At 70.7% G+C, this 18,192-nt stretch carries 17 protein-coding genes, 1 tRNA gene and 1 pseudogene; 12 read left to right on the top strand and 7 right to left on the bottom strand.

Annotated elements, in window-relative coordinates; all coding sequences use genetic code 11:
- Positions 1–29 precede the first annotated feature (29 nt).
- Together ABZ848_RS02345 and ABZ848_RS02340 are read right to left on the bottom strand one after the other, a co-directional pair.
- Positions 30–2,558, bottom strand: a complete 2,529-nt coding sequence (locus ABZ848_RS02345) for an ABC transporter permease (protein WP_360823877.1) — start codon at positions 2,556–2,558, stop codon at positions 30–32.
- The gene (locus ABZ848_RS02340) at positions 2,558–3,331 is read right to left on the bottom strand and encodes an ABC transporter ATP-binding protein (RefSeq protein ID WP_360823874.1); all 774 of its coding nucleotides are present in this window, start codon (positions 3,329–3,331) and stop codon (positions 2,558–2,560) included. The genes ABZ848_RS02345 and ABZ848_RS02340 overlap by 1 nt, the downstream gene beginning before the upstream one ends.
- Positions 3,332–3,757: 426 nt before the next feature.
- Here ABZ848_RS02340 and ABZ848_RS02335 point away from each other — a divergent pair.
- A tRNA-Leu gene (locus ABZ848_RS02335) sits at positions 3,758–3,841 on the top strand.
- Between the two features lie 80 nt (positions 3,842–3,921).
- On the opposite strand, the gene ABZ848_RS02330 is transcribed toward ABZ848_RS02335, so the two are convergent.
- On the bottom strand, positions 3,922–4,173 hold the full coding sequence (locus ABZ848_RS02330; RefSeq protein WP_360823871.1) for a hypothetical protein: 252 nt from the start codon (positions 4,171–4,173) through the stop codon (positions 3,922–3,924).
- 155 nt (positions 4,174–4,328) lie between these two features.
- The gene (locus ABZ848_RS02325; protein ID WP_360823868.1) at positions 4,329–4,718 is read right to left on the bottom strand and encodes a transcriptional regulator; all 390 of its coding nucleotides are present in this window, start codon (positions 4,716–4,718) and stop codon (positions 4,329–4,331) included.
- A gap of 239 nt (positions 4,719–4,957) precedes the next feature.
- Here ABZ848_RS02325 and ABZ848_RS02320 point away from each other — a divergent pair, with 239 nt between their 5' ends.
- The 6 genes and pseudogenes from ABZ848_RS02320 to ABZ848_RS02295 all read left to right on the top strand — a co-directional run bounded on the left by ABZ848_RS02320 (position 4,958) and on the right by ABZ848_RS02295 (position 10,298).
- On the top strand, positions 4,958–5,173 hold the full coding sequence (locus ABZ848_RS02320; RefSeq protein WP_360823865.1) for a hypothetical protein: 216 nt from the start codon (positions 4,958–4,960) through the stop codon (positions 5,171–5,173).
- A gap of 74 nt (positions 5,174–5,247) precedes the next feature.
- Positions 5,248–5,466: a hypothetical protein gene (locus ABZ848_RS02315; RefSeq protein ID WP_360823862.1), complete on the top strand. Its 219-nt coding sequence runs from the start codon at positions 5,248–5,250 to the stop codon at positions 5,464–5,466.
- Between the two features lie 188 nt (positions 5,467–5,654).
- Positions 5,655–6,500, top strand: a pseudogene (locus tag ABZ848_RS02310) (NAD-dependent epimerase/dehydratase family protein); the annotation flags it as partial.
- Positions 6,501–6,651: 151 nt separating this feature from the next.
- Positions 6,652–7,920: a sensor domain-containing protein gene (locus ABZ848_RS02305; protein ID WP_360823860.1), complete on the top strand. Its 1,269-nt coding sequence runs from the start codon at positions 6,652–6,654 to the stop codon at positions 7,918–7,920.
- On the top strand, positions 7,905–8,558 hold the full coding sequence (locus tag ABZ848_RS02300) for a response regulator transcription factor (protein WP_360823857.1): 654 nt from the start codon (positions 7,905–7,907) through the stop codon (positions 8,556–8,558). The genes ABZ848_RS02305 and ABZ848_RS02300 overlap by 16 nt, the downstream gene beginning before the upstream one ends.
- A gap of 189 nt (positions 8,559–8,747) precedes the next feature.
- Positions 8,748–10,298 carry a DUF1996 domain-containing protein gene (locus tag ABZ848_RS02295; RefSeq protein WP_360823854.1) on the top strand — a complete coding sequence of 517 codons (1,551 nt, stop codon included), beginning with the start codon at positions 8,748–8,750 and terminating at the stop codon, positions 10,296–10,298.
- 79 nt (positions 10,299–10,377) lie between these two features.
- Here the strand turns inward: ABZ848_RS02295 and ABZ848_RS02290 are convergent, their stop codons facing one another.
- A complete protein-coding gene (locus ABZ848_RS02290; protein WP_360823851.1) occupies positions 10,378–10,785 on the bottom strand; it encodes a hypothetical protein in 408 nt (135 codons plus the stop codon).
- 116 nt (positions 10,786–10,901) lie between these two features.
- Between ABZ848_RS02290 and ABZ848_RS02285 the strand changes: the two genes are divergently transcribed.
- The 5 genes from ABZ848_RS02285 (at position 10,902) to ABZ848_RS02265 (ending at position 16,155) form a co-directional block, all read left to right on the top strand.
- A complete protein-coding gene (locus tag ABZ848_RS02285; RefSeq protein WP_360823848.1) occupies positions 10,902–11,411 on the top strand; it encodes a tetratricopeptide repeat protein in 510 nt (169 codons plus the stop codon).
- Positions 11,412–11,460: 49 nt separating this feature from the next.
- The gene (locus ABZ848_RS02280; RefSeq protein WP_360823845.1) at positions 11,461–13,410 is read left to right on the top strand and encodes a hypothetical protein; all 1,950 of its coding nucleotides are present in this window, start codon (positions 11,461–11,463) and stop codon (positions 13,408–13,410) included.
- A 104-nt stretch (positions 13,411–13,514) separates the two neighbouring features.
- Positions 13,515–14,393 (top strand): metal-dependent hydrolase, encoded by an 879-nt coding sequence (locus ABZ848_RS02275; protein ID WP_360823843.1) that lies wholly within the window; start codon positions 13,515–13,517, stop codon positions 14,391–14,393.
- Positions 14,393–15,409 carry a PDR/VanB family oxidoreductase gene (locus tag ABZ848_RS02270; RefSeq protein WP_360823840.1) on the top strand — a complete coding sequence of 339 codons (1,017 nt, stop codon included), beginning with the start codon at positions 14,393–14,395 and terminating at the stop codon, positions 15,407–15,409. Before ABZ848_RS02275 ends, ABZ848_RS02270 begins: the two co-directional genes overlap by 1 nt.
- A gap of 56 nt (positions 15,410–15,465) precedes the next feature.
- Positions 15,466–16,155, top strand: coding sequence for a TetR/AcrR family transcriptional regulator (locus ABZ848_RS02265; protein ID WP_360823837.1), 690 nt, complete (start codon positions 15,466–15,468; stop codon positions 16,153–16,155).
- Here the strand turns inward: ABZ848_RS02265 and ABZ848_RS02260 are convergent.
- On the bottom strand, positions 16,152–16,514 hold the full coding sequence (locus tag ABZ848_RS02260) for an isomerase (RefSeq protein ID WP_360823834.1): 363 nt from the start codon (positions 16,512–16,514) through the stop codon (positions 16,152–16,154). The genes ABZ848_RS02265 and ABZ848_RS02260 overlap by 4 nt on opposite strands.
- Before the next feature lie 35 nt (positions 16,515–16,549).
- On the bottom strand, positions 16,550–18,181 hold the full coding sequence (locus ABZ848_RS02255) for a fused response regulator/phosphatase (protein WP_360823831.1): 1,632 nt from the start codon (positions 18,179–18,181) through the stop codon (positions 16,550–16,552).
- Positions 18,182–18,192: the final 11 nt, after the last annotated feature.

The raw sequence follows: 18,192 nt of genomic DNA, 5'->3' as shown, positions 1-18,192 counted from the left end.
GTCCGGACGGGGCCCCAACTGCCGTACCACTATTCGGACTTGATCGCCGTCAGCATGTTCAGGCGGGCCGCGCGGCGGGCCGGCCACAGGGCGGCGAGGATGCCGACCGTCGCGGCCAGAAGGAGGAAGACGGCCATCCTGGTCCAGGGGAGCACCAGTTCGTACGTCGCCATCTTCGTGCCGAGGAGCTCGCCGGCCGCCCAGCCGAAGAAGACACCCAGGCCGATGCCGAGCACCCCGCCGAACAGGGAGATCACCAGGGACTCCAGGCGGACCATGCGCTTGACGGCCTTGCGGTCCAGGCCGATCGCGCGGAGCATGCCGATCTCCTGCGAGCGTTCGAAGACCGACATGGCGAGGGTGTTGATCACGCCGAGGACGGCCACGATCACCGCCATGGCCAGCAGGCCGTAGAGCATGTTCAGCATCAGCGTGAACATCTGCGCGATGTCGTCCGACAGGTCCTGCTTGCTCTGGACCTTGATGGCCGGGTTGGTGCCGAGGGCCTTCTCCAGCCTGTCCTTGGTCGCGCCGGACGCGCCGTCGGCCGTCTTCACCAGGACCTGCATGTCGCCGGGGTCGGTCACGTGCGGGGTGACGACCGCGCTGTCGAGCAGGATGCCCCGGATCAGCTCGTTGCCCTCGTACACGCCGGCGACCGTCAGACGGGACGACCTGCCGTCCTCGTAGTGCGCGGTGAAGGCCGAACCCGCCTTCCAGCCGTACGACTTGGCGGTGTCCTCGTCGACGACGACCTGGTCGCCGCCCACCTTGAAGGTGCCGCTGTCGACCTTGAGGTCGGTGAGCTTCGCGATCGCCGAGCCGTTCACGCCGGTCAGGGACTCGCCCTGGCCGTCGATGCGTGAATAGACGTTCCTCAGCGGGCTGGTGGCGGTGACCCCGGCGGTGGACTTGAGCTTCTTGTCGACGTCCGGGGAGAGCTCGTTGCCGTTCGCCATCGAGACCACGTAGTCCGCGCGGATCGCCGAACTCGCCATCTTGTCGATGGACTTCTGCAGGCTGCCCGCCATCACCGTCATACCGGTGATCAGGGTGAGCCCGATCATCAGCGCGGAGGCGGTCGCGGCCGTGCGGCGCGGGTTGCGTACCGAGTTCTGGCGGGCCAGCTTGCCCGAGACGCCGAAGACGCGCAGGACCGGGGCCGCGGCCGCGATCAGCGGGCGGGAGAGGAGAGGCGTGAGGATGAAGACGCCGATGATGAGCAGGACCGCGCCGAGGCCCATGGGGGCCTGGCCGTCGGAGCCGTCCATCGTCGTGGCCGCCAGGACGGTCGTGACGCCCGCCGCGCTGAACAGCGCGCCCAGCGTGTTGCGCAGCACCAGCGACTTGGTCGTCGCCTTCGCGTGCACGCTGCTCATCGCGGCGACCGGCGGGATCTTCGCGGCCCGGCGGCCGGGCAGCCAGGCCGCCAGCATGGTGATGACGACGCCGACCGCGAGGGCCGTCGCGACCGTGCCCGGCGTGATGATCAGCGGCCCGTCCGGGACCGTGGCGCCCAGCGTGCCCATCAGGGAGCGCAGGCCCGCGCCGATGCCGATGCCCGCGACCAGACCGGTGACACCGGCGACCGTGCCGACCACGAACGCCTCGATCAGCACCGAGCGGGTGACCTGGCGGCGGGAGGCGCCGACCGCCCGCAGCAGCGCCAGCTCCTTGGTGCGCTGGGCGACCAGCATGGTGAAGGTGTTCGCGATGATGAAGGTGCCGACGAAGAGCGCGATGCCGGCGAAGACCAGCAGACCCTGCTTGAGGCCGCTCATCGACGCGGAGATCTGCTCGGCCTGGTCGTCGGCGAGCTGCTTGCCGGTGGTGGTCTCGACGAGCTTGGTGCCGAGGGCCTTGTCCAAGCCGGCCTTGAGCGCGGTCTGGGAGGTGCCGGGGGCGGCCTTCACGTCGATCTCGTCGTACGTGCCCGGCTTGCCGAACAGCTTCTGCGCGGTGGCGGTGTCGTAGAGGGCGAGGCTGCCGCCGGCCGCGACATTGCCGTCGTCCGTGGTGAAGATGCCGGTGACGGTCGGGGTGAGGACCGGGCCGTCGACCGAGAGCCGCACCTGGTCGCCGACCTTGTAGCCGGCCCGCTCGGCGGTCTCGGAGTCGATGGCGACCTGGTTGTCGCCGTGCGGGGCGCTGCCCTCCTTCAGCGGGTACCGGGGGTCCTTGTCGCCCCAGTAGTTCCCGCCCTGGGACTGGAAGCCGCCGCCGATGAGCTTGCCGTCCTTGTCGGCCATGGCGGTGAAGCCGCTGACGACGCCGATCGTGTCGGCGGCGCCCGGCACCTTCGCCGCGGTGTCCAGCTGAGCCTTCGTCAGCTCGGGCGTCTTGTTGATCGTATTGCCCTTGTCCGCCTGGGACTTGGGCTGCACGGCGACGTCGACCTGGTCGAAGCCCTTGGCCGAACTGTTCTGGTAGGCCTCGGAGATGGTGTTGGTGAAGACCAGCGTGCCGGACACGAACGCGACGCCGAGCATCACGGCGAGCACGGTCATCAGCAGCCTGGCCTTGTGCGCGAGGACGTTGCGCAGGGCGGTGCGGAACATCAGCTGGTGCGGCCCTTCGCGTCGAACTGCTTCATGAAGTCGAGGACGTTGTCGGCGGTCGGCCGGTACATCTCGTCGACGATCCGGCCGTCGGCGAGGAAGACGACACGGTCCGCGTAGGCGGCGGCCACCGGGTCGTGGGTGACCATCACGACCGTCTGCCCCAACTCCCTTACGGAGTTGCGCAGGAAGCCCAGGACCTCGGCGCCGGAGCGGGAGTCGAGGTTTCCGGTGGGCTCGTCGCCGAAGATGATGTCCGGGCGGGAGGCGAGGGCTCGGGCGACCGCGACGCGCTGCTGCTGGCCGCCGGAGAGCTGGGCGGGGCGGTGGCTGAGCCGGTCCCTGAGACCCACCATCTGAATGACGGTGTCCAGCCACTGCTTGTCCGGCTTGCGGCCCGCGATGTCCATCGGGAGCGTGATGTTCTCCAGGGCGGTCAGGGTCGGCAGCAGGTTGAACGCCTGGAAGATGAAGCCGATCTTGTCCCGGCGGAGCTTGGTGAGCTGCCGGTCCTTGAGCGAGCCGAGCTCGGTCTCGCCGATGCGCACGGAGCCGGAGGAGAAGGTGTCCAGGCCGGCCACGCAGTGCATCAGCGTGGACTTGCCGGAACCGGAGGGGCCCATGATCGCGGTGAACTCGGCCTGCCGGAAGTCGACGGAGACCCGGTCGAGGGCGACCACCTGGGTCTCGCCCTGTCCGTAGATCTTCGACAGATCCGTGGCGCGTGCGGCCACGGTCGCGGTGGACCGGTCGGCGACGGGTGTGGTGGTCACGGGGCGGGACTCCTAGAGGGACGACGTCGTGAAGGGACGTGTTCCATCGTCGGGGCCGATCCGCGGCGTGTAGTCAGCCGCTGTTCCGGTTCACAGGGGCGACTCGGGTCGGACCCCCGGCCGTCGCGTCATACCTGGGGATGACGGGGAACCCTGGGGGGCGGCGGTTTCGGGCGGCGTGGGCAAGCGCTTGCGCCGTGAACCGTCGAGAACCGGTGGAGCACCCTCGTTCGGGCGGTGAAATTCCGTCATTCCGCATGCACCGCCCACGGCTGCGCGTAAGGCTATTGGCAAGTGCGGATGGCCCGTTCCACGGGCTGATGCACCCTCAGACGTCAATAAAATAAGACAACATCGGTCCGTGGTTCGGCTGTTCGGGGGAAGCATCCCGATAGGCTCGGAACCTCGACGCGGAGCCCATGGCCTGCCCGGATGGTGGAATGCAGACACGGCGAGCTTAAACCTCGCTGCCCCTTCGCGGGCGTGCCGGTTCAAGTCCGGCTCCGGGCACTTCCGCGCCCGCGGGACAGCGCGTTCCGTGGGCGCGCGTCACTCTTCGTGAGCGGCGCGAGTCGTCACCGCCGCAAAGCTCAGCCCTCGTAAACGGTGAGCACCGCGCCCTCCACCTCGACGCGGCGGCCGGCGCGCATTCCCTCGGTGCTCAGGGTGAGCAGGCAGTCGTGGAACAGCTCCAGCTCGTCCGCGTCCAGAATGGCGGCGGCGAGATCGACGAGCTCGGCGACCGACTCCTCGGTGAGGACTTCCGGCAGCTCACCGGACAGCAGTACGACCGACTCTCCTGCGGGCCCACGGACCACAGCCGTGGCCGGCCCGCCATGCACGAACAACACATTCCCCCCAGCGGCCCGGGGACTTGCGGCTCGCTCCGCGGGCAGGACGAGAGACTAGCGGGGGATCTCGGTGCGTTCGGGGGCAGTTGAAGTTCTTTTTCCGACTTGGCGGAAGTTGACGGATGCGCGGCCACTTCGCCGTGCGGTTACTTCTCCGGCGGCCGGGGGGCGGCGCGGTCCAGGAGGGACTCCACCAGGGCCGCCACGTGTCTGCGGTCGTCGGACGAGAGTTTCTGGACGCTGGCGATGAGGAGGTCGACCTCGGGGTCGGCGGCCGTGTCGCCGGCCTCGGGGCTGCCGTACACATGGATCCCGCAGGCCTCCGCGGCGGCGCGGCGGACGGTGTCCAACGGGAGTTCCAGCCCCTTGGACAGTCCCTCCAGCGTGGCCGACTGGGGCATCCGCACGACGCGCTCCGTGGTGGCCAGGTGGTGGACGGTCGAGCGCGGGATCTCGCCGCGGCGCGCGACCTCGCCGTAGGACCAGCCCTTGCGGTCGAGGCGCTCACGGATCAACTGCTGCAGTGCGTTGGCCACGGGTGGGTCACTTCCTGCTCGCCGCTCGGCTGACGGGCTGTTCGTCCTTGTCGGGGCCGATTCTACGGTCGCGTCCCGGGGCCGCCGAAAGGGTGATTCCCCGAACGGGTTGCGCAAGTGCCCCGCGAGGCCCTAGTGTCCAATCTCGTTGGACAGCTCGTCCGACCAGATTGGACAGAGTCCGGGGGGAACCTGACTCTCTCCGATCGGAACTGCCTATCCCTGAGGGGGAATTGATCATGATGGACGCTCACGAGCTTGAGGCCGAGTCCGCGGAGCTGCTGCCGGGTCGCGAGGCGCTGGGCAAGCTGAAGTTCAGCTTCAACCGGACGACCAACGTCACCAAGCACGTCGCCAACATCCAGGCGGCCAACTCGTCCGCCGCCCTCAACGACCACTCCTCGTGGTCGGTGGCCGACTCCGGCGCCGGTCAGACCATCAGCGTCAAGCAGTAACGCCCGCGCTCCGCCGCGAAACCGAACCCCAGGCATCCAGAAGCATTCACAAGCATTCAGGAAGGACATCCGTCATGAGCATGGACATGCACGAGCTGGACACCGAGTCCGCGGAGCTGCTGCCGGGCCGTGAGGCGCTGGGCAAGCTGAAGTTCAGCTTCAACCGGACGACCAACGTCACCAAGCACGTCGCCAACATCCAGGCGGTCAACGAGTCCGCGGCCATCAACGACCACTCGTCGTTCTCGGCCGCCGAGTCCGCGGCGTCGCAGACCATCAGCGTCACCCAGTAACAGGGGACGACGGCCCCGGGGGGGGGGGGCGCGGGGGGGGGGGGGGGGGCCCCCCCCCCCGGGGGGGGGGGGGGGGGGGGGGGGGGGGGGGGGGGGGGGGGGGGGGGGGGGGGGTGCCGCCCCCGTTCCCCTCGGGGGGGCGCCGGCCCGCGGGGGGGGGGGGGGGGCGCCCGGCCCCCCCCCCCCCCGCGCCCGGCGGGCTCGACGCGCTCGCCGACGGGGAGTGGGACGCCGTGGTGGACACGTGGCGGCTGGCGCCGCGCGCGGTACGGGACGCGGCGCGGCTGCTGCGGGGGCGTGCCGGGCGGTACGTGTACGTGTCGAGCTGCTCGGTGTACGCGTGGGCGCCGCCCGCGGGGTACGCCGAGGACGCGGATGTCGTGGAGGGCGCGGACGCGGACGCGGACCAGACCGACTACGCCCGCGACAAGCTCGGCGGCGAGCTCGCCGCGGTGGATGCGTTCGGGGTCGACCGTACGGTGCTGGTGCGGGCCGGGTTGATCCTCGGTCCGCATGAGAACGTCGGGCGGTTGCCCTGGTGGCTGGGGCGGATCGCGAAGGGTGGGGCGGTGCTCGCGCCCGGGCCGCGGGAGTTGCCTCTGCAGTACGTCGATGTCCGGGACCTTGCGGAGTGGATCCTCGGGGCGGTCGAGCAGGGGCTGAGCGGGCCGTTCAATCTGATGAGCGAGCAGGGGCACGCGACGATGGGGGAGCTTCTCGACGCGTGTGTTTCGGTCACCGGGTCTGATGCCGAGCTGGTGTGGACCGAGCCGCGGGTGATTCTCGACGCCGGGATCGAGCCGTGGACTCAGTTGCCGGTGTGGGTGCCGCCGGGGACGGACATGCACGATGCGTTGCATTCGGCGGATGTGTCTCGGGCGGTTGGGGCGGGGCTTGTCTGTCGGCCGGTGGAGGAGACTGTCGCCGATACGTGGGGTTGGCTGCGGGCGGTGGGGGGTGTGGCGCCGTTGCGTTCTGATGCGGCCGTCAAGGGGCTGGATCCGGACGTGGAAGCGAAGGTTTTGGGCGGGTAGTGGTCGGGTGCGGGTGAGTGGGGGCTTGTCGCGCAGTTCCCCGCGCCCCTAAAGGGGCGCTACTCGCCTCCGGGGTGTATTCAGCACCACCCCCCTAGCGGGGGGTCTGGCCCAGTGACCGTTGGGTCCTCCCTCCGCGAGACTGGCCGGCATGAACACCAACACGAAGTGGGGCTCTCTGCTGTCGAGGGCCCGGGCCGTTGCTGTTGCGGCGGGGCGGGGGTTCGTGCTGGCTCTTGTCACGCTTCCCGGGGCCCTCCTGGGGTTCACCCTGACCCTCACCTCCATCTCGCTCATCCCCGTCGGCATCGGGCTCGTCACCACACCCTGGGTGCTGACCGGGGTGCGGGCGTTCGCGGACTGGCGGCGGGTGGTCGCGGCGGAGTGGTGCGGGGTGAAGATCCCGTCGGCGTACCGGCCGATACCCGAGGGCAGCCCCTGGACCCGTACGTACGCGATGCTCAGCGACCCGGCGACCTGGCGGGATCTGCGGTGGCTGCAGGTGGACATGACGGCCGGGTACGTCACCGCGCTGCTGCCTGCGGTGCTGCTCTTCTATCCGCTGGAGGGGTTCGCGGTCGCGGCCGGGCTGTGGCGGCCGCTGTCGCAGTGGGGTGGGTACTGGTACGGGTTCGTGCACGTCACCGACCAGGCCTCGGCGCTCGGCGCCGGCGTTCTGGCCGCCGCGATCCTCGCCCTCGCCTTTCCGCTCGCCCCGCGCCTGCTCACCGCCCACTTCCGCCTCACCCGGGCCGTACTGGGCGCCAGTCAGGGCGAGTTGGCCGAGCGGGTGCGGGTGCTGACCGAGACGCGGCGGGATGCCGTGGACACTTCCGCCGCCGAACTGCGGCGGATCGAGAGGGACTTGCACGACGGGGCGCAGGCCCGGCTGGTCGCCATGGGCATGGATCTCGGGACCATCGAGTTGCTCATGGACAAGGATCCGGCCAAGGCCAAGGAGCTCATCGCGCAGGCCCGGAAGTCCTCCGTGGACGCGCTCGCCGAGCTGCGTGATCTGGTGCGCGGGATCCATCCGCCCGTGCTGGCCGAGCGCGGACTCGGGGACGCCGTAAGGGCGTTGGCGCTGCGGCTGCCCATCGCCACCGAGGTGAACGTGGAACTCACCGGGCGGGCGGAGGCGCCGGTCGAGTCCGCGGCCTACTTCGCGGTCAGCGAGGTCCTCACCAACGCGGTCAAGCACTCCGGCGCCGACCGGATCTGGGTGGACCTGCATCACGGTGAGGGCATGCTGCGGATCTCCGTCACCGACAACGGCAAGGGCGGTGCGGTGATCGGGGCCGGTTCGGGGCTCGCCGGGGTCGAGCGGCGACTGGGTACATTCGACGGCGTCCTGGCCGTCAGCTCTCCCGCGGGCGGTCCCACCATGGTCACCATGGAGATCCCTTGCGAGTTGTCCTAGCCGAAGACCTCTTCCTGCTGCGCGACGGACTGGTCCGGCTCCTGGAGGCCCACGACTTCGAGATCGCGGCGGCCGTCGAGTCCGGCCCCGAGCTCGCCCGGGCGCTGGCCGAGCTGGAGCCGGACGTCGCCGTGGTCGACGTACGGCTGCCTCCGACGCACACCGACGAGGGGCTGCAGTGTGCTCTGCGGGCCCGCCGGGACAGACCCGGGCTTCCCGTGCTGGTGCTCTCGCAGCACGTGGAGCAGCTGTACGCGCGTGAGCTGCTCGCGGACGGGAGCGGTGGGGTGGGGTATCTGCTGAAGGACCGGGTGTTCGACGCGGAGCAGTTCGTGGACGCGGTGAGGCGGGTCGCCGGGGGTGGTACGGCCATGGATCCGCAGGTCATTCAGCAGCTGCTGTCCCGGCGCGCCGCCGACGACCAGCCGCTGGGGCGTCTGACGCCGCGGGAGCGGGAGGTGCTGGAGCTGATGGCGCAGGGGCGGTCGAACGCGGCGATCGCCGGGCAGCTGGTGGTGACGGAACGGGCCATCGCCAAGCACACCTCCAACATCTTCACCAAACTGGACCTCGAGGTGTCGGACGATGACAATCGGCGCGTTCTGGCCGTGCTCGCCTATCTGGACCAGGGCCGGTAAGCGGTTGCTGATTTTGCGTAACCTCCGCTGCTCAGGCGGCCGTTGAGGCGCACAGGCCGGGTAAACCTCTGATTTGTTTGTGGGGCTGCTGAACACCCCTGGGACCCCTTGCGTATCCATGGGAGCCGCTTCACTCCTGTCGGGCGCCTCGATGCCCCGCCAAGCCCGCAAGGAAGTCAGAGGAGTTCCATGGGACGCAACAATCGAAAACGCCGTACGCCGCTGGCCACCAAGGCCATAGCCGCATCGGCGGCCCTAGCGCTCGGTGGGGGCGGGCTGATCTGGGCGAACTTCTACGCCTCGGCACACGAGTCCAACTCGGGGCAGAACCAGACCAAGGCCGCCGCCGCGTCGGTGGCCACGATCGCCTGCCCCGATGTGCAGCAGAAGCTGACGAACGTGCCGGCCAAGGCCCAGCAGGGCGTGGCGACGGAGCTGGCCAACCTCGACAAGCAGGTCACCGAGGCATACGCCCGGCTCGCCTCCACCCGTCAGGCGCAGGCGAACGACGCGAACTTCGTGCAGAACGCGATCGTCGGCCCCCTGAAGGAGAAGCGGGCCGCGACGCTCGACCGGATCCGCATCGACATCCAGCGAGTGGGCGGCCAGGTCGACGCAGCCGGTCTCAGCGCGCTCGCCGCCTGTACGACGCAGACCGCCAACCAGACCACCGCCGGCGGCCAGAACAACAATGGCGGCCAGAACAACAACAACGGTGGTCAGAACAACAACGGCGGTCAGCAGCAGGGCAACGGGCAGGCCTCGGCCTCCGCCGCGCCCAGCGCCAGCGCGAGCGCTCCGGCCAACGTGGGCGGACAGGCCGGCAACGGCCCGGTCGCGGCCGACTTCGTGGACATCACCAAGGTCCAGCCGAACGTCGCCGCGAAGCCGCAGAAGACCGGCAACGCCTCCACCGGCACCTTCACCACCAAGTGCGGTGTGAACGCCAACAAGAACCACAACACCGACAACGTCATCGTGGCGCCCGGTGTGACCAACGGCGCGCACCACCTGCACGACTACGTCGGCAACCAGAAGGTCGACGCGTTCGCGACCAACGACTCGCTCGCCGCGGGCCAGACCAGCTGCCAGAACCAGAGCGACCTGTCGGCCTACTACTGGCCGGTGGTGCGTATCCAGGACGGCACGCAGGACTTCGACCAGAACGCGGCCGGCGGTGGCACCGAGGGCAACGTCGGCAAGATCCTGACGCCGGTCCAGGCGCAGATCAAGTACGTCGGCAGCCCGACCAGCCAGGTCACCGCGATGCCGAACTTCCTGCGCATCATCACCGGTGACGCCAAGAGCACCATCAACGGTCTGGGCAACGCCAACGCGCACTGGAGCTGCACCGGCTTCGAGAACAAGGTCCAGCTGACGACGCAGTACCCGATCTGCCCGCAGGGCAGCAACGTGGTCCGCACGTTCGCCTTCCAGTCCTGCTGGGACGGTCAGAACATCGACAGCGCCAACCACCGTACGCACGTCGCGTTCGCCGACGCGGCCGGCAACTGCGCCAACGGCTTCAAGGCCATCCCGCAGCTGACGATGCGCCTGGTGTACAAGATCAACCCGCCGGTCCTGCAGAACGGCCAGGTGAAGAACGCCTACGCGGTGGACGGCTTCCCCGAGGAGCTGCACAAGGCGGCCACCGACCACGACGACTTCATCGCGGTCTTCAAGAACAACCTGGCGACCACCATCGCCAACTGCATCAACACCGGCAAGAAGTGCCAGTGACGAAGACCCCCTAGGGGGGAACGCGAAGAGCGGGCGGTGGGAATCTCCCACCGCCCGCTCTTCGTTCGTCCTGCGTGGCTCAGCCGGTGTGCGCGCTGTGGTTGGTACCGATCTCCTCCTCGCCGCCCAGCGTCTTCTGCAGCGCCTTGACGACCTTGTCCTCGCCGACGGCCACCCACTTGCGGCCCACGAGGTAGAAACCGCCGTAGTCCTTGGCGTCGTTGATCCACTCCCGCTGGCCGCGGTCGGTGGCGAAGGTGGCGAAGACGTACTTGCCGTCCGAGGTCTTGCAGATGGCCTGGCGGACCTCGTCGGAGTCGATCTGCATGTCCGGCTTGCACTTCGCCTTGGCGGCCAGGCTCTCCAGACTGCCGGTGGCGGTGACCGGCACCTTGGCGGCGGCCTCACTGTCTCCGGATCCACAGCCCGCCAGCGCCAGGACGGCCGCGGCCCCGGCCACGGCGAGCATCGGTCGGGTCAACCTCATCTGTTCCTCCGGGTTGCTTTCCTGGCCCTCGGGCCCGTCCCCTCGAATACGGCTGTGAGGCGCGGGACGCTCAAATCCGGTGGGGGTCAGGGTACGGGTGTGCGAATGTATGGCCTGTGAATCGAGACTGGGAAGATCGCGTGACCGCCGCCTGGGACAGCTTCGACGACTACCCGGAGGAGCGGGCGGAGGAGTTCCGGGCCGTGATCGACGCGCTCGTGGCCGAGCTGCCGGAGGGCAGTCCGCTGGGTCCGTTCGAGCAGGCCTGTGCGTGGGACTCGACGGGGCACTCGGACAAGGCCGTACCGCTGTACCGGGAGGCGCTGGCGCGCGGGCTGGGCGAGGTGAGCCAGTACAAGGGGCGGCGGGCCAAGATCCAGTTGTCGAGTTCGCTGCGGAACATCGGGCAGGCCGAGGAGGGCGTCAAGCTGCTGACACCCGAACTGGACGCCCCCTCCGACGAGTTGGACGACGCGGTACGAGGCTGTCTCGCCCTGTGCCTGTCCAGCCTCGGCCGTGACCGCGAGGGCCTCTCCCTCGTCCTCGGCGCCCTGGCGCCCCATCTACCGCGCTACCAGCGGTCGATGGCGAACTACGCGCGGGCGCTGGTCGATCCGGAGGCGTGAGTCGCCTGGGTGGCGGTGACCATTCAACGATTCGCTCGTTCTGCTGAACGTGCAGTCACAGGATGTCGCCCCGCGCCCCGCACCCTCCTCCGCCGACCCGGTGGTCGACCTCGAGCAGGCCGAGGCCGCGCTCGTCGAGCACTACCCGCGGCTGGTCCGGCTCGCCTACCTGGTCCTGCCGCCGAGCCTCGGCCGCAACCGGCGCGTGGTCACCGCACACGCCCTCGCCCAGCGCGCCCTGCCCAGAGGCCGCGCCTCGGCCCCGGTGATCCCGGCCCAGTCGACCGGCCGGGACGGCGACCCCGGGTACGCCTTCGTCCGCCTCCAAGTCCTTCGTACGGCACTGGAGGCGGGCCTCCCCCTCAGGCGCACGGCCTTCCCCAAGCGCTCCCAGCTGCCGCCGCTGCTCCCCCAGGTCTGGGGCCTGCGTCTCTTCCCCCGCTCCGGCGGCGCCGACGAACTCGCCCTGGACCAGCGCCTGTCCGCCCTGACCGGCCCGGCCCGCGCCGCCTATGTCCTGCGCGGCCTGGAGAAGCTCCCCGACGGAGACGTCCGGAAGATCCTCACGGCGGCCGGCTGCACCGACGTCGACGAGGCGCTGGCCGAGGCCGCCGAGGTGCCGGCCACGCACTACCCGCTCCTCGACTCCCCCGAGTTCGACCCCTGCTCGCTGCAGGCCCGGCCCACCGACCTCATGCGGCGCCGCCAGCACACCAAGGCCGCGCTCGCCGCCGCCGCGGCCCTCGCCGTCTGCGGCGCGCTGCTCGGCCTGCCCGGCGACGGCTGGGCCCCCGACGGCGCCGCCGCCCCGGTGTACGCGCAGAACCCGGCCGCGGAGGCCGCCCTCGACCCGGCCAAGCTGACCAAGGTCGCGCCGACGGCCTGGGAGTCCTCGGCCCGCACCGACTTCTCCGTCTGGCCGGCCCGTGGCGACCTCACCGGCGACAAGGCCCTGCTGCGCCGCGCCCTCGCCGTCTGGGCCCGCCCCGGCGAGAGCGTCCAGGTCTCCGCGACCCCCGGCACCCCGTCCGGTGGCCCCGCGGGCCCGCCGCAGCTGCTGTACGCCGGGACCGTGGACTCCGCGCGCGTGGTGATCCTCTACGACGGGCTGCGCATCGCCCGTTACGCCGAGCCGAAGGACGGCACCAAGGGCGCCGCCCTCGACTTCGCACGGGTCGACGGCGCCGGGCGGGCCGGGGCGAGCGCGGTGGTGCTGGGGCGGGCCGACGGCAACGTCCGCTATCTGACGGCGCCCTGGATCACCAAGGCCGCCGAGCGTGACCTGCTCAAGCCCGGCGCCGGCGCGATGGACCTCGACCTGTCCCACGGGATCAGCGCGCCGCTGGCCAGCCCGGCCACCCAGACCGGCACCTGCACGTCCTGGAACGTGCTGCAGCTGACCGACGGCACGGGCACGCGCCTGCTGACCGACCTCGGCGAACTGGTCCCGGCCCTGCTCACCGACGGCCGCCCGGGCTCGACCGAGGACACCTCGGGCGCAGCCTCGCTGCGCACCTGGGCGCCGTACGCCTGCTCGCTCGCCTCGGTGCGCTCGGCCGGGGTGCGCACGGTGAACGCCTGGGCGTACGCCTCGCAGCCGCTGCCGGACGCGTGGGGGTCCCCCCGCCCGGAGGGTGGGGGAGGCTCGGCGGACTGGGTGTGCACGCGGGCGGAGACCTGGCGGGGCGGCGGGACGCGGGTGCTGGCGCAGTTCCGCACGCCGGGCGGGACGTACGGGGCGGTGGCGGCGAAGTCGGAGAACTCTGCGGCGTGCGGACCGAAGGACCCGAACGTGCTGGCCGGGGTGTTGTGGAAGTCGGAGGCGGGCGGCTGGTACCTGCTGGCCGCCGGGAGCCGGGGGACCTCGGCGGTGACGGCGACGGGCGGGATCACCGGGTCGGGGCAGGGGAATCTGCTGGCGGTGCAGGCGAAGCAGGGGGCCCAGGCCGAGCTGAAGGGGACGCTGAGCGACGGGCGCGTGATCAGCGGGCTTCGGTGAGAGGCGAGGCCACGCTGATGAGCGAAGGCCCCTTGCTGACACCGGCGTAAATAAGAGGGTGCACGGGGGTTCCCGCGACCCCTACCCGTCAGTACATTGACGCCATGTCTAACACGCCGCCGCTCAAGGCCCGGAAGGTGTCCTTCACCTGGGACGGCACGCCGTTGCACTGGGTGCCCGGGGATCCCTTCACCACGCACACCATCAATGTGCTGCACATGCTGCTGCCCGCCGGTGAGCGGTGGTTCGTGCACGTGTACAAGCAGGTGCTGCCGTTGATCCGGGACGAGCGGCTGCGCGAGGACGTGATCGGGTTCATCGGCCAGGAGGCGATGCACTCGCAGGCCCACGACGAGGTGCTGCCGCATCTGCGCGAGCAGGGCCTGGACCCGACGCCGTACACCGCGCAGGTCGACTGGTTCTTCGAGAAGCTGCTCGGCGACCGAACCCTGCCGCCGGGCAGGGCACGCCGGTGGTGGCTCCTTGAGCGGGTCGCGATCATCGCCGCCATCGAGCACTACACGGCGTTCCTCGGCAACTGGGTGCTGAACGCCGAGGAGTTGGACCGGCGGGGCGCCGATCCGACCATGCTGGACCTGCTGCGCTGGCACGGCGCCGAGGAGGTCGAGCACCGGTCCGTCGCCTTCGACCTGTTCATGCACGTCGACGGGAGCTACCGGCGGCGGGTGCGCACCTGGGCGACGGCGTTCACCGCGCTGGTGTTCCTGTGGCAGCGCGGGGCGCGGTTCTTCATGGAGAACGACCCGACGCTCACCGACGGAAAGGCGTCCTTCAAGCAGTTCTACGCCGGCGGCCGCCGGGGCACGCTGCCGGCGACCGGGGACATGCTCCGGTCCATCCCGCGCTATCTCAGCCGGGACTACCACCCCTCCCAGGAGGGCTGCACCGAGCAGGCCGTCGCCTACCTGGCCTCCTCCCCCGCCGCCGTCGCGGCCGTCTCGCCGGAGAAGGGAGCCGCGTGATGCCGAAGCTGCGTACCGTCGCCGTCCTCGCCGGGGCCGCGCTGCTCACCCGGCGTGCCCTGCGCCGCAGGATCCAGGCCTCGCCGCTGTGGCCGATGCCGGCCCTGGAGAACCCGACCTCCGGGCGGCCCCGGTCGCGGGCGCTGAGGCTGCTGGTCGCCGCGCACGAGACGGTCGCCGAGGGTGTCGTACAACTGCGCCTGGAAGGGAGGGACTTGCCGCGGTGGGAGCCCGGGGCGCATCTGGATCTGGTGCTGCCGTCGGGGGTGGTGCGGCAGTACTCGCTGTGCGGTGACCCGGAGGACAGCTCGGCGTACACCGTCGCCACGCGGCTGGTCGAGGACGGGCGGGGCGGTTCGCGCGAGGTGCACGAACAGGTGGCGGAGGGGATGGAGTTGGAGGTGCGGGGGCCGCGCAATCGGTTCCCGCTCGTCGCGGCCCCGTCGTACGTCTTCGTCGCCGGGGGAATCGGGATCACGCCGATTCTCCCCATGCTGCGGGCACTTGGGGACGGGGTGGAATGGCGGCTGCTGTACTGCGGGCGGTCGCGGGAGTCGATGCCGTTCCTGGAGGAGGTCGAGAAGCTGGGCGGTGACCGGGTCACCGTGGTCGCCGGGGTGCCGGATCTCGACGCGCTGGACGTGCCCGGGGAAGCCGCCGTCTACTGCTGTGGGCCGGAAGGGCTCATGGCGGCCGTGGAGGAGCGGTACCCGCAGGTCCGCCTCGAACGGTTCACGCCCCGTGCCGCCCACGGCGGTGCCTTCGAGGTCGAACTCCGGCGCAGCGGGCGGACGTTGACGGTCGGCGCCGACTCGACCGTGCTGGCCGCGGTACGCGCCGAGCTGCCGGACACGGCGTACTCCTGCGAGCAGGGTTTCTGCGGGACCTGCCGGCAGCGGGTGCTGGAAGGGGAGGTGGAGCACCGGGACGAGCTGCTGACGGACGCGGAGCGGGCCGACTCGATGCTGATCTGCGTTTCGCGCGCACGGAGTGATCGACTCGTGCTGGATATGTGAACACCCGAGGCCGGACCGGTCCGTTCCGGGCCGGATCCGATCGGTAAGGTGTCCGCATGACTACCGGGGTACGTCGAAGAATGGGAGTCGAGGAGCGGCGGCAGCAGCTGATCGGCGTCGCCCTCGAACTGTTCAGCCAACGCTCGCCCGATGACGTCTCGATCGACGAGATAGCGTCCGCCGCGGGCATCTCGCGCCCGCTGGTCTACCACTACTTCCCCGGCAAACTCAGCCTGTACGAGGCCGCGTTGAGGCGTGCCGCGCAGGATCTGGCGGGCCGGTTCGCCGAGCCGCAGGAGGGTCCGCTCGGGGACCGGCTGCGGCGGGTGATGCGCCGCTTCTTCGACTTCGTCGACGAACACGGGCCCGGTTTCTCGGCGTTGATGCGGGGCGGCCCGGCCGTCGGCTCGTCCGCGACCAACGCGCTCATCGACTCCGTACGGCAGGCGGCGTACGAACAGATCCTGTCGCATCTGGACATCGAGGATCCGCCCGCGCGACTGGAACTGGTCGTACGGTCCTGGATCTCGCTCGCCGAGTCGACCGCGCTGATCTGGCTGGACGGCCGGCGCATCCCGCGCGCCGAGCTGGAGGCGCAGCTCGTGCACGACTTCGCCGCGCTGGCCGCCGTGAGCGCGGCCTACGACGAGGAGATGGGCGCGCTGCTGCGCCGCATGCTCAAGCACGAGCCGCCCGACGGGCCCTTCGCGGACCTCGTCGGCCGACTGATCGCGCTGGCGTCCTAGCGCTCGAACTTCCGGTACGACGCGTCGAGTTCACGCACCTCCGCGGAGGCGTGCAGGACGATGCCACCGCCCTCGTCCTCGATGTGCTTGCGCAGCAGCTCCAGGACCGCCTCGGTCAGCTCGACCTTGGTCTCGTCGCTGCGGCCGGCGAGCAGGCCGATGGTGACGTGCACGACGGCGTGCCCGAAGTCCAGCGGGTCCTCGTAGCCGAACGCGGTGAGCTCGGACGGACGGAACAGCGTCTTGCACGCCTCGGGCTTGGCGGCCGCGATCTCCACGACTGCCTGGTGCAGGTCCCGCGCGAAACCCTCCTGGTCGAACTGGATCGAGTTCGAGTGGTCGACGGTGATCTGCGGCATGAGCACTCCTGTTCTACGGCGGCGACAGGGCCACCCTAATTCCCCTGGTCCTTCAGTTGGAGGGCCAACATCGCGATGTCGTCCTCGTGGTCGTGGCCGAAGCAGGCCAGGAGGGTGTCGCAGAGGGCCTCCAGGCCGGGGAGGGCGCCCACGGCGGCGGCGCGGAGGTGTTCCATCGAGGCCGTGAGGTCGGTGCCGCGGGTCTCGATCAGGCCGTCGGTGACCATCAGCAGCCGGTCGGTGGGTTCGAGGAACAGCTCGACCGGCGAAGGGTGGGGCAGACCCACGCCGAGCAGCGGTCCGGCCGCCTTCACGTACTCGGCGTCCCCCGTGTCCCGCAGGATCAGCGGCGGGATGTGACCGGCGTTGGCGATCCGGACGCGCCCGGTCGCGGGGTCGATGTGGACCAGGCACACGGTCGCGGTGGTCTCGGCGTGGTAGTGCAGCAGCATCCGGTCGAGCCGCTCGGCGAGCACCGCCGGGTCGCTCTCCTCGACACAGTAGGCGCGCAGCGCGTGCCGGATCTCGACCATGACGGTGGCGGCGTCCAGCGAGTGCCCGACGACGTCGCCGACCGCGACGAGCACCCCGTCGTCCACCCGGATCGCGGCGTAGAAGTCGCCGCCGATCTCGGTCTGCTGGGAGGCGGGTACGTAGCGCACCGCGAGGTCGATGCCGGGCAGCTCGGGCAGCCGGTGCGGCTGGGGCAGGAAGCTGTGCTGGAGGGTGAGCGCGACATGCCGCTCGACCTGGTACATGAGCAGCGGTTCGGCGGCGAGCGCGGCGGCCTGCGCGAGCTGGGCCAGGAGGGCCTCGCCCTCGGGGTTGGCCCGGCGCAGCCCGCGCGTGGGCACGGCCAGGCACACCGGCGACCTGCCGTCCTGGGTGACGACCAGCGCGAGGCGGGCGTCGTGCTGCACTCCGGGCCGGAAGAACCCGGCCGGCCACAGCGGCGCGGGCACCGAGGTGAGCTGCAGGCCGACCTGCCCCCGGGTGAGCCGGCGCAGCAGACCGGCCACGGTCCGGTGGGCGCCCTCGTCCGGCGCGGGGAACACGCTGCGCTCCCGGCACAGGCCTCGGTAGAGCTCGTCGTCCTGGTCGAGGACGAAGACGGCGGCGGGACAGCCCAGCAGCCGTGCGGTCCCGTCGGCGGTGGCGGTGGCGAGTTCCCGCAGGGAACGCGCCGCCTGGATGCCGACGATGGTCTCCGACAGCAGCTTCAGGCGCCGTACCAGTGCCTGGTCGTCGGCCCGCAGCCGCGCGGCACGGACGGCGGCCCGCACCGCCGCCTCGATCTCCTCGGGTTCGGCGGGCATGGTCAGATACGCCTCGGCGCCCGAGTCCAGCCCGGAGCAGCGCCTTTCCGGGGCCAGGGCGGCGGCCGAGAAGTGCACCACGGGCAGGCCGGCGGTGTGCGGCCGCTCCTTGAACCGGCGGCACAGATCGAAGCCGCTCATGTCCGGCAGATGCACGTCGATCAGGGCCACGTCCGGCAGGATCCCCTTGCGCAGCCGTACGTCGAGCTCGGCAAGCGCCTCACCGCCACTGGCGACGGGCACGACCTTGTGACCGGCCCGCCGCAGCAGGGTTCCCATCGCGTACCGGCTGGCCGCCGCGTCGTCCACGACCAGCACCGTCATGTCTGTGAGCTTGCCGTTGACGTCCATTTTCCAGCCCT

This window comes from Streptomyces sp. NPDC047081, from assembly GCF_040643775.1.
Classification (GTDB): Bacteria; Actinomycetota; Actinomycetes; order Streptomycetales; family Streptomycetaceae; genus Streptomyces.
Note: the sequence above shows the minus strand (reverse complement) of the source record. Positions and strands in the feature narration are given on the sequence as shown.

What these genes read in the sequence shown, in the direction of transcription:
- ABZ848_RS02275 (WP_360823843.1), top strand. Translation starts at nt 13,515, where the DNA reads ATGTCTAACACGCCGCCGCTCAAGGCCCGGAAGGTGTCCTTCACCTGG.
- ABZ848_RS02345 (WP_360823877.1), bottom strand. Translation starts at nt 2,558, where the DNA reads ATGTTCCGCACCGCCCTGCGCAACGTCCTCGCGCACAAGGCCAGGCTG.
- ABZ848_RS02320 (WP_360823865.1), top strand. Translation starts at nt 4,958, where the DNA reads ATGATGGACGCTCACGAGCTTGAGGCCGAGTCCGCGGAGCTGCTGCCG.
- ABZ848_RS02270 (WP_360823840.1), top strand. Translation starts at nt 14,393, where the DNA reads ATGCCGAAGCTGCGTACCGTCGCCGTCCTCGCCGGGGCCGCGCTGCTC.
- ABZ848_RS02265 (WP_360823837.1), top strand. Translation starts at nt 15,466, where the DNA reads ATGACTACCGGGGTACGTCGAAGAATGGGAGTCGAGGAGCGGCGGCAG.
- ABZ848_RS02260 (WP_360823834.1), bottom strand. Translation starts at nt 16,514, where the DNA reads ATGCCGCAGATCACCGTCGACCACTCGAACTCGATCCAGTTCGACCAG.
- ABZ848_RS02290 (WP_360823851.1), bottom strand. Translation starts at nt 10,785, where the DNA reads ATGAGGTTGACCCGACCGATGCTCGCCGTGGCCGGGGCCGCGGCCGTC.
- ABZ848_RS02305 (WP_360823860.1), top strand. Translation starts at nt 6,652, where the DNA reads ATGAACACCAACACGAAGTGGGGCTCTCTGCTGTCGAGGGCCCGGGCC.
- ABZ848_RS02295 (WP_360823854.1), top strand. Translation starts at nt 8,748, where the DNA reads ATGGGACGCAACAATCGAAAACGCCGTACGCCGCTGGCCACCAAGGCC.
- ABZ848_RS02255 (WP_360823831.1), bottom strand. Translation starts at nt 18,181, where the DNA reads ATGGACGTCAACGGCAAGCTCACAGACATGACGGTGCTGGTCGTGGAC.
- ABZ848_RS02315 (WP_360823862.1), top strand. Translation starts at nt 5,248, where the DNA reads ATGAGCATGGACATGCACGAGCTGGACACCGAGTCCGCGGAGCTGCTG.